The following is a 14,645-nucleotide window of genomic DNA, read 5'->3' as shown; positions in this document are numbered from 1 at the left end:
AGTGGTAGTAGTGGTCTCTGCAGTAACTGTATGGGGCTATAGCTCAGCTGGGAGAGCGCCTGCCTTGCACGCAGGAGGTCAGCGGTTCGATCCCGCTTAGCTCCACCATTACAGTGACTCAAAACAATACTTCAGAGCAGACCGGCAACGGTAGGCTGCGAAGTATTATGCTCTTTAACAATCCGGAACAAGCTGAAAATTGAAACGACGTGTCGGTTCATTTCTCCGTAATAAGAAATGAATGATGACATGTTCGAGTCTCTCAAATGCTTGCAGTCTGCAGCGTTGTAAAACGCCTGTGGGTTGTGAGGTTAAGCGACTAAGCGTACACGGTGGATGCCCTGGCAGTCAGAGGCGATGAAGGACGTGCTAATCTGCGTAAAGCGTCGGTAAGGTGATATGAACCGCTACAGCCGACGATGTCCGAATGGGGAAACCCGGTGCACTCTGTGCATCATCGCAACATGAATACATAGTGTTGCGAGGCGAACCTGGGGAACTGAAACATCTAAGTACCCAGAGGAAAAGAAATCAACCGAGATTCCCCCAGTAGCGGCGAGCGAACGGGGAACAGCCCAGAACCTGAATCAGTTTGTGCATTAGTGGAAGCGTCTGGAAAGTCGCAGGGTACAGGGTGATACTCCCGTACACAAAAATGCACTTACTGTGAGTTCGAAGAGTAGGGCGGGACACGTGGTATCCTGTCTGAATATGGGGGGACCATCCTCCAAGGCTAAATACTCCTGACTGACCGATAGTGAACCAGTACCGTGAGGGAAAGGCGAAAAGAACCCCGGCGAGGGGAGTGAAACAGAACCTGAAACCGTGTACGTACAAGCAGTGGGAGCCTCTTTTATGGGGTGACTGCGTACCTTTTGTATAATGGGTCAGCGACTTATATTCTGTAGCAAGGTTAACCGTATAGGGGAGCCGCAGGGAAACCGAGTCTTAACTGGGCGTTAAGTTGCAGGGTATAGACCCGAAACCCGGTGATCTAGCCATGGGCAGGTTGAAGGTTGGGTAACACTAACTGGAGGACCGAACCGACTAATGTTGAAAAATTAGCGGATGACTTGTGGCTGGGGGTGAAAGGCCAATCAAACCGGGAGATAGCTGGTTCTCCCCGAAAGCTATTTAGGTAGCGCCTCGTGAACTCATCTTCGGGGGTAGAGCACTGTTTCGGCTAGGGGGCCATCCCGGCTTACCAACCCGATGCAAACTGCGAATACCGAAGAATGTTATCACGGGAGACACACGGCGGGTGCTAACGTCCGTCGTGAAGAGGGAAACAACCCAGACCGCCAGCTAAGGTCCCAAAGTCATGGTTAAGTGGGAAACGATGTGGGAAGGCACAGACAGCCAGGATGTTGGCTTAGAAGCAGCCATCATTTAAAGAAAGCGTAATAGCTCACTGGTCGAGTCGGCCTGCGCGGAAGATGTAACGGGGCTAAACCATGCACCGAAGCTGCGGCAGCGACACTATGTGTTGTTGGGTAGGGGAGCGTTCTGTAAGCCGTTGAAGGTGTGCTGTGAGGCATGCTGGAGGTATCAGAAGTGCGAATGCTGACATAAGTAACGATAAAGCGGGTGAAAAGCCCGCTCGCCGGAAGACCAAGGGTTCCTGTTCAACGTTAATCGGAGCAGGGTGAGTCGACCCCTAAGGCGAGGCTGAAAAGCGTAGTCGATGGGAAGCAGGTTAATATTCCTGCACTTGGTGTTACTGCGAAGGGGGGACGGAGAAGGCTAGGTTATCCGGGCGACGGTTGTCCCGGTTTAAGCATGTAGGCGGAGAGTTTAGGTAAATCCGGACTCTTATTAACGCTGAGGTGTGATGACGAGCCACTACGGTGGTGAAGTAACTGATGCCCTGCTTCCAGGAAAAGCCTCTAAGCTCCAGGTAACACGAAATCGTACCCCAAACCGACACAGGTGGTCAGGTAGAGAATACCAAGGCGCTTGAGAGAACTCGGGTGAAGGAACTAGGCAAAATGGTGCCGTAACTTCGGGAGAAGGCACGCTGGCGCGTAGGTGAAGGGACTTGCTCCCCGAGCTGAAGCCAGTCGAAGATACCAGCTGGCTGCAACTGTTTATTAAAAACACAGCACTGTGCAAACACGAAAGTGGACGTATACGGTGTGACGCCTGCCCGGTGCCGGAAGGTTAATTGATGGGGTTATCCGCAAGGAGAAGCTCTTGATCGAAGCCCCGGTAAACGGCGGCCGTAACTATAACGGTCCTAAGGTAGCGAAATTCCTTGTCGGGTAAGTTCCGACCTGCACGAATGGCGTAATGATGGCCAGGCTGTCTCCACCCGAGACTCAGTGAAATTGAAATCGCTGTGAAGATGCAGTGTACCCGCGGCAAGACGGAAAGACCCCGTGAACCTTTACTATAGCTTGACACTGAACATTGAGCCTTGATGTGTAGGATAGGTGGGAGGCTTTGAAGCGTGGACGCCAGTCTGCGTGGAGCCAACCTTGAAATACCACCCTTTAATGTTTGATGTTCTAACGTAGGCCCGTGATCCGGGCTGCGGACAGTGTCTGGTGGGTAGTTTGACTGGGGCGGTCTCCTCCTAAAGAGTAACGGAGGAGCACGAAGGTTGGCTAATCCTGGTCGGACATCAGGAGGTTAGTGCAATGGCATAAGCCAGCTTGACTGCGAGAGTGACGGCTCGAGCAGGTGCGAAAGCAGGTCATAGTGATCCGGTGGTTCTGAATGGAAGGGCCATCGCTCAACGGATAAAAGGTACTCCGGGGATAACAGGCTGATACCGCCCAAGAGTTCATATCGACGGCGGTGTTTGGCACCTCGATGTCGGCTCATCACATCCTGGGGCTGAAGTAGGTCCCAAGGGTACGGCTGTTCGCCGTTTAAAGTGGTACGCGAGCTGGGTTTAGAACGTCGTGAGACAGTTCGGTCCCTATCTGCCGTGGGCGCTGGAGAATTGAGGGGGGTTGCTCCTAGTACGAGAGGACCGGAGTGAACGCACCACTGGTGTTCGGGTTGTCATGCCAATGGCATTGCCCGGTAGCTAAGTGCGGAAAAGATAAGTGCTGAAAGCATCTAAGCACGAAACTTGCCCCGAGATGAGTTCTCCCTGACTCCTTGAGAGTCCTGAAGGGACGTTGAAGACTACGACGTTGATAGGCCGGATGTGTAAGTGCAGCGATGCATTGAGCTAACCGGTACTAATGACCCGTGAGGCTTAACCTTACAACGCCAGAGGCGTTTTTGAGAGACGCAGTAGATTTTCAGCTTGATTCATCCGGATAAGATTTAGCGGAAACGAAAGATTTTGCGCAGGGGCAAGGCGCCGACCGAGACGATGAGAGGGAGCATACTGAAGTATGTGACCGAACAGCGCGAGGGAGAGCAACGCAGCCACGGCGTAAAAGATTCGTTTCGTGCACCAAGATTTGCCTGGCGGCTTTAGCGCGGTGGTCCCACCTGACCCCATGCCGAACTCAGAAGTGAAACGCCGTAGCGCCGATGGTAGTGTGGGGTCTCCCCATGCGAGAGTAGGGAACTGCCAGGCATCAATTTAAGACTCATTCGTGAGTCGTGACCTTTCAAGTGACGCTGAAAGGGCGAAACACCCGAATTCAGAACGATTTTCTGATTTTGGTACAGTATCGGTGGAGCGGTAGTTCAGTTGGTTAGAATACCTGCCTGTCACGCAGGGGGTCGCGGGTTCGAGCCCCGTCCGTTCCGCCACCCTATTTAGGGGCGTAGTTCAATTGGTAGAGCACCGGTCTCCAAAACCGGGTGTTGGGGGTTCGAGTCCCTCCGCCCCTGCCAGAAAACAATCCTTTGCTTCGGCAAAGGATTTTTTTTGTCCAAAATTTGGCATTTACCTCATAAATTCGTCAGTGAAAAGGGTTTGAGTTTCACTGCGCGACACTCAAACCCCTCTCAATTTTCTGCTTTATTGCGTCAACACTGGAAATTTAAGCAGCTGACGAATATGTGCTTGTTGATCGCTATTCTGCAGCCACACCGCATAGAGTGGCCGAACGGCAACGGGTGTATCTGGAATAACCATCAAATCACTATAAATGCTGTGCCATGAATCGGGTAAAAACGCACAAGCACCGGTAGTGTGGAGTAATTCACGCGTCACATGCGCTGAAGTTGTGGTCAATACTGGCACGTCATCACTGGACAAATAACTTTCGTGTTGATGAAAATCCGCACCCCATTCCAGTTTAATGTAATCATATTTTTCACGCTTCTCGGTCTTACGTGCACGGAAGAGTGCGAGTGAAATATGACCAATCTGTTGGCTGGTTAATTCATCCATTTTTGGCGCTTCGGTGGTGATCAAAAGATCCAACTGACGCTCATGTAACTGCTTTACCAACAAATGCCGTTGTGCGATACGTGCTTCAAGGTGAAGGCTTTCACGATTCTCATAAAGCGTTTTTAACCAAGGGGTTAGATAAGCTTCCCACAACGATGCGCTCGCGCCTATCGATAGCTCATGATGCTGTTGTGTATGCGAAACTTCCTTTTTAGCCATCAGCCAGGTACTCATCAAACTCTCTGCATAGGGTAATAAACGCTCACCCGCAGAAGTCAGACGAATATTATTACGATGGCGAGTAAAAAGGTTAACGCCCAGCTGATTTTCCAGCTGGCGAATGCGAAAACTAACGGCAGATTGCGTGAGGTAAAGCGCTTCAGCAGCACGCCCGAAATGGCGTGTTCTGCTCACTTCGAGGAAAGTTTTCAGTAATTCCGTATCCACAGCATTCTCCCAAAATTTGTTTGTCGTACTGATTTAAATGTTTTGTTTTACACTCTGTCAAGCCTATCTAATACTCCGCGCCATAAATAGCACGGCCATAAGAGAGTCGGGAGCGTGTAAAATGGCGGATAGCTTCGCAACAACAAATCGTTTCTTTGATAACAAACATTACCCTCGTGGTTTTTCACGTCATGGTGACTTCACCATTAAAGAAGCTCAGCTTCTGGAACGCCACGGTTATGCCTTCAATGAACTGGACCTCGCCAAGCGTGAACCCACGACAGAAGAAGAGCGTTCGTTTTTAGAAGTATGTCGTGGTCTGCGTGAGCCGCAAACGGAAGCAGAACGTGTCTGGTCGAAATACACCGCACGTATTAAGCGTCCTAAGCGTTTCCACACATTGTCTGGCGGTAAGCCGCAGATGGACACTGTGGAAGACTTTAGCGACAGCGATGATTAAAAAATAGCGGGGCTTCTAAAGCCCCGTTTTTTTATTCAAGATTTTTATGCAGATAGATTAGCAATCGGTCAATGCTGCGATACCCCACCGCCTCCTGCAAATGCTGTCGCGAAATCCTCTGTTCCTCCGCCAAATCGGCAATTGTCCTGGCCACTTTCAAGATACGTTGCCACGCGCGCACGGAAAGACCCAAAGAGTTCAATACCGCTTCCAGCCATACAGCATCCTCCTGCTTCAACTCACAGCACTGGGCAATCTCCAGATTGGATAAATGAGCGTTTACTTTGCCAGATCGCTGGATCTGCCGCTGACGCGCGGCAAGGACGCGCTTAAGTACGCTCTCGCTACTCTCACTGGCTTCCTGTTTATGGCTTAAGGTTCCACTGGGTAGCAGCGGGATTTCCAATGACAAATCAAAGCGATCAAGAAACGGGCCTGAGAGCCGGCTCAAATAGCGCAGCACCTGTTGCGGTGTGCATCGGTTGTGACTGCCTTGATAATGCCCCGTAGGGCTAGGGTTCATGGCGCCAATTAACTGAAAGCGGGCAGGATAAGTGACTTTGGCGCGTGTACGGGAAATCGCGATCTCTCCGGATTCAATGGGCTCTCGTAATGCATCCAGTACTTTGCGGTCAAACTCCGGGAGTTCATCCAGAAACAGGACGCCATTATGCGCCAGTGATATCTCACCAGGCCGCGGGAGTGCTCCACCCCCAACTAATGCATAGAGCGACGCACTGTGATGAGGTGCTCTGAATGGCCTTCTGCGCCACTGATGATGGAGATTTCGGCTGCTGACCAGGCTATTAATCGCTGCGCACTCCAGCGCTTCCTGGTCGTCTAATGGAGGCATAATGCCAGGCAGGCGAGTCGCCAGCATGGTTTTGCCCGTGCCGGGCGGTCCGAGCAGTAACAGGTTATGTCCGCCAGCGGCGGTGATCTCCAGTGCACGTCTTCCTTGTTCCTGCCCAATAATCTCAGAGAGATCCTGCTTTTCCTGCTGCAGCGGCTCAGGTTGATAATGCGCAACGGTGAGAGGTGATTGATTGTGGAGAAAGGCGCAAATCTCGAGCAAATGTTTACCGACAAGGGTCTCACCTTGTTGAATCAATCCTACATCCTGTTGATTCTCTTCAGCTAACACCATCTGTCTGCCGGCCTGCAAGGCAGCCATCGCTGCAGGAATAGAGGCCTGAACGCCACAGAGCGCGCCGTTAAGTGCTAACTCCCCCAGGAACTCATAGTGCGCCAGTTTCGCGTCAGGAAGCTGCTCTGAGGCCGCGAGAATCGCAATGGCGATGGGAAGGTCGTAGCGGCCTCCCTCTTTTGGCAGGTCAGCAGGGGCCAAATTGATGGTGACGCGTTTCGCCGGGAAGGTAAACCCACTATTGATAATGGCACTGCGCACCCGTTCCCGGGCCTCCTTCACCGTGGTTTCAGGCAGGCCAACCAGCGTTAAAGCGGGCAAGCCCTTACTAATATGAACTTCTACTGTCACCAATGGCGCCTGCACACCGAGCGCCGCGCGTGTTAAAACCTTTGATAAAGACATAACGACTCCTTGTTGTCTTCATCATGCGGGGGGCAAATTCAGAATACGAATGCGATTAAAAAATATCTGTGCCTGATTCCAGCGAATCAGCGGTTTTTACAGGATGTTCACTGCAATTGAGGGCAATATCGCAAAATTAACAGGGCGATTACGCCGCGTACGTAATGAAAAATTTTCACAACTAAAAATAACCTTTAACTTACAACGCGATAACCCACGCCGATTGCTTGCGTCATAAAAAAACATTATGAAAATAATTGTCAATACGTGGATAACTATGGTAACTCTGTAGGTATTACTTCGAACAATCGAAAAAACAGACAACACATGAAAGCCCTTCTACAAGTGATTAGCCTAGTCGTGATTAGCGTGGTGGTGATTATTATCCCACCGTGCGGGGCATCGCTTGGAGAAAGAAAGGCTTAAAAATCAAGCCCGGAATTCCAAAAACCCCCGCACCGAAAGGTCCGGGGGTTTTTTTTCGACCTGGCTAAATATCAGCGAATCAGCGAGGAACAGATTATGAGCAGTAGCATAAAATTCTGTTGTTCCCCCAGGAATACAGGAGAATAACGATGACAGGTGCACAGTGGGTAGTTCAGGCTTTACGCGCGCAGAGTGTCGACACAGTGTTTGGCTATCCTGGCGGCGCAATCATGCCAGTGTACGATGCGCTCTACGATGGCGGCGTGGAACACCTACTGTGTCGTCATGAGCAAGGTGCAGTGATGGCGGCAATCGGTTATGCCCGTGCCACCGGTAAAACCGGCGTATGTATCGCCACTTCCGGTCCCGGCGCCACTAACCTGATCACCGGGTTAGCGGATGCCTTTATGGATTCCATCCCGGTTGTCGCGATTACTGGTCAGGTTTCATCTGCCTTTATCGGCACTGACGCCTTCCAGGAAATCGACGTTCTCGGCCTGTCGTTAGCCTGCACTAAGCACAGCTTCCTGGTTGAATCCCTCGAAGATTTACCTTCCGTGATGGCCGAAGCGTTTGCCATCGCCCAGTCTGGTCGTCCCGGCCCGGTGCTGGTTGATATCCCGAAAGACATCCAAATTGCCAGTGCCGATTTAACGCCACATTTGTTGCCGGTTGAAGAAGCGATCAGCCACTCGCCGGAGCATATTGCGGAAGCCCGCGCATTGATGGCGCAGTCGCACAAGCCGATGCTGTATATCGGCGGCGGAGTTGGCATGGCGCAAGCGGTGCCTGCATTACGTGCCATGGCAGAAGAAACTGGTATTCCGATGGTTGCCACGCTGAAAGGTTTGGGCAGCGCCGATGCCAGCAGCGATGTCTACCTGGGTATGCTAGGCATGCACGGCACCAAAGCCGCCAACCTGGCCGTGCAATCCTGTGATTTACTGATTGCAGTGGGTGCGCGCTTTGACGACCGCGTCACCGGCAAATTAGACACCTTCGCCCCGCACGCGAACGTTATTCATATTGATATCGATCCGGCCGAGCTGAACAAACTGCGTCGAGCCCATGTTTCACTGCAGGGCGATCTCAATCAAGTGCTGCCCGCGTTGAGCATGCCCATGCAGATTGAGGGCTGGCGCACTGAAGTCAAAGCGATGAAAGCCGAGTTTGATTGGCGTTACGATCATCCAGGCGAGGCGATTTACGCGCCGCTGCTGCTGAAGCAGCTCTCCGACCGCAAAGCAGACAGCGCCGTGGTGACCACCGATGTAGGCCAGCACCAGATGTGGGCTGCACAGCACATGAGCTTCACTCAGCCAGAGAACTTCATCACCTCCAGCGGCTTGGGCACCATGGGCTTCGGTTTGCCGGCTGCCATTGGCGCGCAGGTTGCCCGCCCGCAAGACACCGTGATCTGCGTGTCAGGCGATGGTTCGATCATGATGAACATCCAGGAGTTGGGCACCATCAAGCGCGGTAAGCTGCCGGTGAAAATCCTGCTGCTGGATAACCAACGTTTAGGCATGGTGCGTCAGTGGCAGCAGCTCTTCTTTGATGGCCGCTACAGTGAAACCATCCTCACCGATAACCCCGATTTCCTCACGCTGGCCAGCGCGTTTGAAATACCAGGCCAGCGTATTACCCGTAAAGATCAGGTCGACGCCGCGATAGATGCTCTGCTGAACAGTGAAGGTCCTTACTTCCTGCATGTTTCGATTGATGAGCATGAGAACGTCTGGCCATTGGTACCGCCGGGTGCCAGCAACGCAAACATGATGGAGAAAACCGCATGAACCAGCATCAATTGTCTATCGAAGCCCGCTTCCGCCCTGAAATATTGGAGCGCATTTTGCGTGTTGTCCGTCACCGTGGCTTCCAGGTGTGCGCGATGAACATGGCATCTGCGACCAACGCCGAGAACATTAACATTGAGATGACCGTTGCCAGCCAGCGCTCGGTCGATTTACTGTCTTCGCAGTTAAGCAAACTTTTGGATGTCGCCTGTGTCGAGATCCAGCAACAGACATCACAACAAATCCGCGCTTAGTCGCCAAAGGAAATAGCAATGAGTACGAAGAAAGCAGACTTTATTTGGTTCAACGGGGAGATGGTTAAGTGGGAAGACGCCAAGGTTAGCGTCATGTCCCACGCACTGCATTACGGTACTTCCGTGTTTGAAGGCGTACGTTGCTACGACTCACACAAAGGCCCAGTGGTGTTCCGTCACCGTGAACACATGCAGCGTCTGCACGACTCCGCCAAAATTTATCGTTTCCCAATCGCCGCCAGCGTTGATGAGCTGATGGATGCGTGCCGCGAAGTGATTCGCGTGAACAAACTGAAAAGCGCTTACATCCGTCCGCTGGCCTTCGTGGGCGATGTGGGTCTGGGTGTGAACCCGCCAGATGGCTACACCACCGACGTGATCATCGCTGCTTTCCCATGGGGTGCTTACCTGGGTGCTGAAGCACTGGAAAATGGTATCGATGCGATGGTGTCTTCATGGAACCGTGTCGCACCGAATACCCTGCCAACCGCCGCCAAAGCCGGTGGTAACTACCTTTCTTCTCTGCTGGTGGGTAGCGAAGCACGCCGCCACGGTTATCAGGAAGGTATCGCTCTCGACACCAACGGCTATATTTCAGAAGGTGCTGGCGAAAACTTGTTCGAAGTGAAAGATGGCATTCTGTTCACGCCGCCATTCACTTCTTCAGCCCTGCCAGGCATCACCCGTGACGCCATCATCAAGCTGGCGATCGACCTGGGTATCGAAGTGCGTGAGCAAACCCTGTCGCGTGAATCCCTGTATCTGGCTGACGAAGTGTTCATGTCCGGTACGGCAGCAGAAATCACCCCGGTACGCAGCGTTGATGGTATCCAGGTGGGTGCAGGTAAACGTGGTCCAGTCACCACCAAAATTCAGAGCGCATTCTTCGGCCTGTTCACAGGTGAAACCGAAGACAAGTACGGCTGGTTGGATCAAGTTAATCCATAACAAGACAGTTACGCGGGTGCAGCTGCGCCCGCGTCATATTTCAGACTGGAGTAAATAGAGCATGCCTAAGTACCGTTCTGCCACTACCACCCATGGCCGTAATATGGCGGGTGCCCGCGCCCTGTGGCGCGCCACAGGGATGACCGATGACGATTTCGGCAAGCCGATTATCGCCGTAGTTAACTCATTCACCCAGTTCGTACCGGGCCACGTGCACCTGCGCGATATGGGCAAGCTGGTGGCTGAGCAAATCGAAGCTGTCGGTGGGGTTGCTAAAGAGTTCAACACCATCGCGGTGGATGACGGTATCGCCATGGGTCATGGCGGCATGCTGTATTCACTGCCTTCGCGCGAGCTGATCGCTGATTCCGTGGAGTACATGGTCAACGCACACTGCGCGGATGCCATGGTGTGTATCTCCAACTGCGACAAAATCACCCCCGGCATGTTGATGGCAGCACTGCGCCTCAATATCCCGGTGATCTTTGTCTCCGGCGGCCCAATGGAAGCCGGTAAGACCAAGCTGTCCGACAAAATCATCAAGCTGGATCTGGTTGATGCAATGATTCAGGGTGCCAACCCGAACGTCAGCGATGAAGACAGCGATAAAATTGAACGTTCTGCCTGTCCAACCTGCGGTTCTTGCTCAGGGATGTTCACCGCCAACTCCATGAACTGTCTGGCCGAAGCGCTGGGTCTGGCACAGCCGGGCAACGGTTCACTGCTGGCGACTCACGCCGATCGTAAAGAGCTGTTCCTCAATGCCGGTAAGCGCATTGTTAGCCTGACCAAACGCTACTACGAGCAGGATGACGTCAACATGCTGCCGCGTAACATCGCGACCAAAGCGGCGTTCGAGAATGCGATGACGCTGGATATCGCCATGGGCGGTTCCACCAACACCGTTCTGCACTTGCTGGCGGCGGCGCAGGAAGGCGAGATCGAATTCAACATGTCGGATATCGATCGCCTGTCACGCAAAGTGCCGCACCTGTGCAAAGTGGCACCGAGTACGCCGAAATATCATATGGAAGACGTGCACCGTGCAGGTGGTGTTATCGCGATTCTGGGCGAGCTGGATCGTGCCGGATTGATAGACACCTCCACCCGCAACGTTCTGCAGCAGACGATGCGTGAAACACTGGATCAGTACGACATCATGCTGACCAAAGACGAAGCGGTGAAGAAGATGTTCCGTGCAGGCCCAGCCGGTATTCGTACCACCCAGGCATTCTCACAAGATTGCCGCTGGGACACGCTGGATGATGACCGTGTAGAAGGTTGTATCCGCACCCGCGAACACGCTTTCTCGCAGGATGGTGGTCTGGCTGTACTGTACGGCAACATCTCTGAAGATGGCTGTATCGTGAAAACCGCCAGTGTGGACGCTGAGCTGCTGACCTTCAAAGGTCCCGCGAAAGTCTACGAGAGCCAGGATGATGCGGTTGCCGCGATCCTCGGTGGCAAAGTTGTTGCCGGCGATTGCGTGGTGATCCGCTACGAAGGCCCGAAAGGTGGTCCGGGCATGCAGGAAATGCTCTATCCAACCACTTATCTGAAATCGATGGGTCTGGGTAAAGCCTGCGCACTGATCACTGATGGTCGTTTCTCCGGTGGATCTTCCGGCCTCTCTGTCGGTCACATCTCGCCAGAAGCGGGCAGCGGCGGCACCATCGCGCTGATCCAGGATGGCGACATGATCGAACTGGATATCCCGAACCGTCGTATCCATCTGGATCTGCCAGACAACGAAATCCATGCTCGTCGTGAAAAAGAGCAGGCGCGTGGCGAAGCGGCTTATACGCCACACAACCGCGAACGTGCCGTCTCCTTCGCGTTGCGTGCCTATGCATCACTCGCGACCAGCGCTGACAAAGGCGCGGTGCGCGATAAGTCCAAGCTGGGAGGCTAACAACTGATGGCTGAGTCTCAACCGCTACCCGCGTCGCCCAACGGCGCGGAGTATTTGCGCGCAGTGTTGCGTTCGCCTGTGTACGAAATTGCTCAGGTGACACCGCTGCAGAAAATGGAAAAAATTTCATCGCGTCTCGGCAACACCATTCTGGTGAAGCGTGAGGATCGCCAACCGGTGCACAGCTTTAAGCTGCGCGGGGCGTACGCGATGATTGCCGGGCTGACTGAAGAGCAAAAAGCACGCGGCGTGATTACGGCTTCGGCCGGTAACCACGCGCAGGGTGTGGCGCTTTCGGCCAGCACGCTTGGCATCAAATCACTGATTGTGATGCCGCTGGCCACGGCAGACATCAAGGTTGATGCAGTGCGCGCATTTGGCGGTGAGGTTTATCTGTTTGGTGCTAACTTCGACGAGGCGAAAGCCAAAGCGATTGAACTGTCCGAGCAGCAGGGTTACACCTTTGTACACCCGTTTGACCACCCGGCAGTGATTGCTGGGCAGGGCACGCTGGCGATGGAACTGCTGCAGCAGGATGCGCATCTCGATCGCGTGTTTGTGCCGGTCGGTGGTGGCGGGCTGGCAGCGGGCGTGGCGGTGCTGATCAAACAGCTGATGCCGCAGATCAAAGTGATCGCAGTGGAGTCGGAAGATTCGGCCTGCCTGAAAGCGGCACTGGATGCTGGCGAGCCGGTGGATCTGGCACGTGTCGGTTTGTTTGCTGAAGGTGTGGCGGTGAAGCGCATCGGCAGCGAAACCTTCCGTCTGTGCAAAGAGTACCTCGACGACATCATCACCGTGGATAGCGATGCCATCTGCGCGGCAGTGAAAGACCTGTTTGAAGATGTGCGTGCGGTGGCGGAGCCTTCTGGCGCGCTGGCGCTGGCAGGGATGAAGAAGTACATCCAGCAGCACGACATCAAAGGTGAGCGCCTCGCGCACGTCTTGTCGGGCGCCAACGTCAACTTCCACGGTCTGCGCTATGTGTCAGAACGGTGTGAAATTGGTGAACAGCGCGAGGCGTTGCTGGCGGTAACGATTCCAGAACAGCAGGGCAGTTTCCTGCGTTTCTGTCAGACGCTGGGTGGTCGTTCCATCACTGAGTTCAACTATCGTTATGCGGATGCTGACAACGCCTGCATCTTTGTCGGCGTGCGCTTAACGCGTGGTCTGGAAGAGCGCAGTGAGATCATCAGCCAGCTCAGCGAAGGCGGCTATCAGGTGGTGGATCTGTCAGATGATGAGATGGCGAAACTGCACGTGCGCTACATGGTGGGCGGTCGACCATCGAAGCCGCTGCGCGAGCGTTTGTTCAGCTTTGAATTCCCGGAAGCACCGGGCGCGCTGCTGAAATTCCTGCAGACGCTGGGTGCGCACTGGAATATCTCGCTGTTCCACTATCGCAGCCACGGCACCGATTTTGGTCGCGTGCTGGCAGCCTTCGAAGCCAACGATCAAGAGCCGGATTTCGAAACCCATCTCACGGCGTTGGGCTACGAATGGCACGATGAAGCGAATAACCCGGCGTTCCGCTTCTTCCTCGCCGGGCAGTAATTAAAGCAGGTTCCAGAAAGCACTGATAAGCGGCTCCCCGAGCCGCTTTTTTTGTACGCACACGCCGAGTTCCAGCGGCGCGACCGACTCGACATTCTCTAGTGTCAGCACGCGATTACGCACCGGCTCCGGGCTGTTCTCCAGCACCACATCCGGCAGCAGCGCAATGCCACATCCCAGCGCCACCATCGACACAATCGCCTCATGCCCGGAAACCGTAGCGTAAATTTGCGGATTGGGAATGCGATGGCGGCGGAACCACAAATCAATACCACGTCGTGCAGGCCCTTGTTCCGGCACGATAAACGGAATCTGTGACCAGTCAGGATTGTCCTGCGTCGCCTGGCCTCGCACCGGGCAAGGCAGCGCCGGGGCGATCAGCACCAGCGGAATGATGCCTAATGGCGTAAAATCTATGCTGGCAGGCAGCGATTCAGGACGACCGGCAATCGCTAAATCCGCTTCACCCGACTGCACCATCTCAATCGCGTCGGCGGCGTCACCGGTGGTGAGTTTGATTTCAACCTGTGGATGCTCTGCACGGAAGCGATCGAGAATCGGTGGCAGATGGCTGTAAGCGGCGGTCACCGAGCAGAACAGACGCAGCTCGCCGCTCAGTGATGGGCCGTTCAGATCCATCACGTGGCGCAACTGTTGATATTGCAACAAGGTTTGCTGAGCAAATTGCTTGAGGCGCTCGCCCGCTTCAGTGAGGGTCACGGTGCGGTTATCACGCAGGAACAGCGCGTGACCGACATCCTCTTCAAGACGCTGAATCTGGCGAGATAGCGTGGAAGGGCTGACGTGCATAGCACGCGCGGTGCGACCAAAGTGGCAGCTTTCGGCCAGATGAAGAAAGAGTTTCAGGTCTCGTAAATCCATGCGTATTTCACCTCAACGGGTTGTTGCAAATTCTGCAATGTAACCTTGCTAATATATCAATTTAAGCAATGGATTTCCTGTCATATGATGGGGTCATTCGCGGCACTGAAC

At 53.8% G+C, this 14,645-nt stretch carries 10 protein-coding genes, 3 tRNA genes and 2 rRNA genes; 12 read left to right on the top strand and 3 right to left on the bottom strand.

Going from position 1 to position 14,645, the window contains the following annotated elements:
- Window positions 1-32: 32 nt before the first annotated feature.
- From ACXI0A_RS00620 to ACXI0A_RS00600, 5 genes are all read left to right on the top strand, one after another.
- Window positions 33-108, top strand: a tRNA-Ala gene (locus tag ACXI0A_RS00620).
- A gap of 201 nt (window positions 109-309) precedes the next feature.
- Window positions 310-3,216 (top strand): 23S ribosomal RNA (locus ACXI0A_RS00615).
- A gap of 206 nt (window positions 3,217-3,422) precedes the next feature.
- Window positions 3,423-3,538, top strand: a 5S ribosomal RNA gene (rrf, locus tag ACXI0A_RS00610).
- A gap of 102 nt (window positions 3,539-3,640) precedes the next feature.
- Window positions 3,641-3,717: transfer RNA gene (locus ACXI0A_RS00605), tRNA-Asp, on the top strand.
- An 8-nt stretch (window positions 3,718-3,725) separates the two neighbouring features.
- Window positions 3,726-3,801: transfer RNA gene (locus tag ACXI0A_RS00600), tRNA-Trp, on the top strand.
- A 127-nt stretch (window positions 3,802-3,928) separates the two neighbouring features.
- Here the strand turns inward: ACXI0A_RS00600 and hdfR are convergent.
- Complete coding sequence (hdfR, locus tag ACXI0A_RS00595; protein ID WP_034820037.1) at window positions 3,929-4,750, bottom strand: HTH-type transcriptional regulator HdfR; 822 nt, start codon at window positions 4,748-4,750, stop codon at window positions 3,929-3,931.
- Window positions 4,751-4,871: 121 nt separating this feature from the next.
- Here hdfR and ACXI0A_RS00590 point away from each other — a divergent pair, with 121 nt between their 5' ends.
- A complete protein-coding gene (locus ACXI0A_RS00590; protein ID WP_007888811.1) occupies window positions 4,872-5,210 on the top strand; it encodes a MaoP family protein in 339 nt (112 codons plus the stop codon).
- A 31-nt stretch (window positions 5,211-5,241) separates the two neighbouring features.
- Here the strand turns inward: ACXI0A_RS00590 and ACXI0A_RS00585 are convergent, their stop codons facing one another.
- The gene (locus ACXI0A_RS00585; protein WP_224934257.1) at window positions 5,242-6,762 is read right to left on the bottom strand and encodes a YifB family Mg chelatase-like AAA ATPase; all 1,521 of its coding nucleotides are present in this window, start codon (window positions 6,760-6,762) and stop codon (window positions 5,242-5,244) included.
- Window positions 6,763-7,089: 327 nt separating this feature from the next.
- Between ACXI0A_RS00585 and ilvL the strand changes: the two genes are divergently transcribed.
- The 6 genes from ilvL to ilvA all read left to right on the top strand — a co-directional run bounded on the left by ilvL (window position 7,090) and on the right by ilvA (window position 13,652).
- On the top strand, window positions 7,090-7,188 hold the full coding sequence (gene ilvL / locus ACXI0A_RS00580) for an ilv operon leader peptide (RefSeq protein ID WP_071531048.1): 99 nt from the start codon (window positions 7,090-7,092) through the stop codon (window positions 7,186-7,188).
- A gap of 149 nt (window positions 7,189-7,337) precedes the next feature.
- The gene (gene ilvG, locus ACXI0A_RS00575; RefSeq protein ID WP_476150711.1) at window positions 7,338-8,984 is read left to right on the top strand and encodes an acetolactate synthase 2 catalytic subunit; all 1,647 of its coding nucleotides are present in this window, start codon (window positions 7,338-7,340) and stop codon (window positions 8,982-8,984) included.
- On the top strand, window positions 8,981-9,238 hold the full coding sequence (gene ilvM, locus ACXI0A_RS00570; RefSeq protein ID WP_224934259.1) for an acetolactate synthase 2 small subunit: 258 nt from the start codon (window positions 8,981-8,983) through the stop codon (window positions 9,236-9,238). Before ilvG ends, ilvM begins: the two co-directional genes overlap by 4 nt.
- Before the next feature lie 18 nt (window positions 9,239-9,256).
- Window positions 9,257-10,186, top strand: a complete 930-nt coding sequence (locus ACXI0A_RS00565) for a branched-chain amino acid transaminase (RefSeq protein WP_084938265.1) — start codon at window positions 9,257-9,259, stop codon at window positions 10,184-10,186.
- A gap of 61 nt (window positions 10,187-10,247) precedes the next feature.
- A complete protein-coding gene (gene ilvD, locus ACXI0A_RS00560) occupies window positions 10,248-12,098 on the top strand; it encodes a dihydroxy-acid dehydratase (protein ID WP_224934261.1) in 1,851 nt (616 codons plus the stop codon).
- A 6-nt stretch (window positions 12,099-12,104) separates the two neighbouring features.
- Window positions 12,105-13,652 carry a threonine ammonia-lyase, biosynthetic gene (gene ilvA / locus ACXI0A_RS00555; RefSeq protein ID WP_224934262.1) on the top strand — a complete coding sequence of 516 codons (1,548 nt, stop codon included), beginning with the start codon at window positions 12,105-12,107 and terminating at the stop codon, window positions 13,650-13,652.
- Here the strand turns inward: ilvA and ilvY are convergent, their stop codons facing one another.
- A complete protein-coding gene (gene ilvY / locus ACXI0A_RS00550; RefSeq protein ID WP_160869936.1) occupies window positions 13,653-14,534 on the bottom strand; it encodes an HTH-type transcriptional activator IlvY in 882 nt (293 codons plus the stop codon). It abuts the gene before it with no gap.
- Between the last annotated feature and the right edge of the window lie 111 nt (window positions 14,535-14,645).

The organism is Pantoea sp. C1E2 (genome assembly GCF_056491465.1).
This window is presented reverse-complemented; position numbering and strand designations above follow the sequence as displayed.

Bases quoted from the DNA above. Each gene is read 5' to 3' on its own strand.
- ACXI0A_RS00590 (WP_007888811.1), top strand. From the start codon at position 4,872: ATGGCGGATAGCTTCGCAACAACAAATCGTTTCTTTGATAACAAACAT.
- ACXI0A_RS00585 (WP_224934257.1), bottom strand. From the start codon at position 6,762: ATGTCTTTATCAAAGGTTTTAACACGCGCGGCGCTCGGTGTGCAGGCG.
- ilvL (WP_071531048.1), top strand. From the start codon at position 7,090: ATGAAAGCCCTTCTACAAGTGATTAGCCTAGTCGTGATTAGCGTGGTG.
- ilvG (WP_476150711.1), top strand. From the start codon at position 7,338: ATGACAGGTGCACAGTGGGTAGTTCAGGCTTTACGCGCGCAGAGTGTC.
- ilvM (WP_224934259.1), top strand. From the start codon at position 8,981: ATGAACCAGCATCAATTGTCTATCGAAGCCCGCTTCCGCCCTGAAATA.
- ACXI0A_RS00565 (WP_084938265.1), top strand. From the start codon at position 9,257: ATGAGTACGAAGAAAGCAGACTTTATTTGGTTCAACGGGGAGATGGTT.
- ilvD (WP_224934261.1), top strand. From the start codon at position 10,248: ATGCCTAAGTACCGTTCTGCCACTACCACCCATGGCCGTAATATGGCG.
- ilvA (WP_224934262.1), top strand. From the start codon at position 12,105: ATGGCTGAGTCTCAACCGCTACCCGCGTCGCCCAACGGCGCGGAGTAT.
- ilvY (WP_160869936.1), bottom strand. From the start codon at position 14,534: ATGGATTTACGAGACCTGAAACTCTTTCTTCATCTGGCCGAAAGCTGC.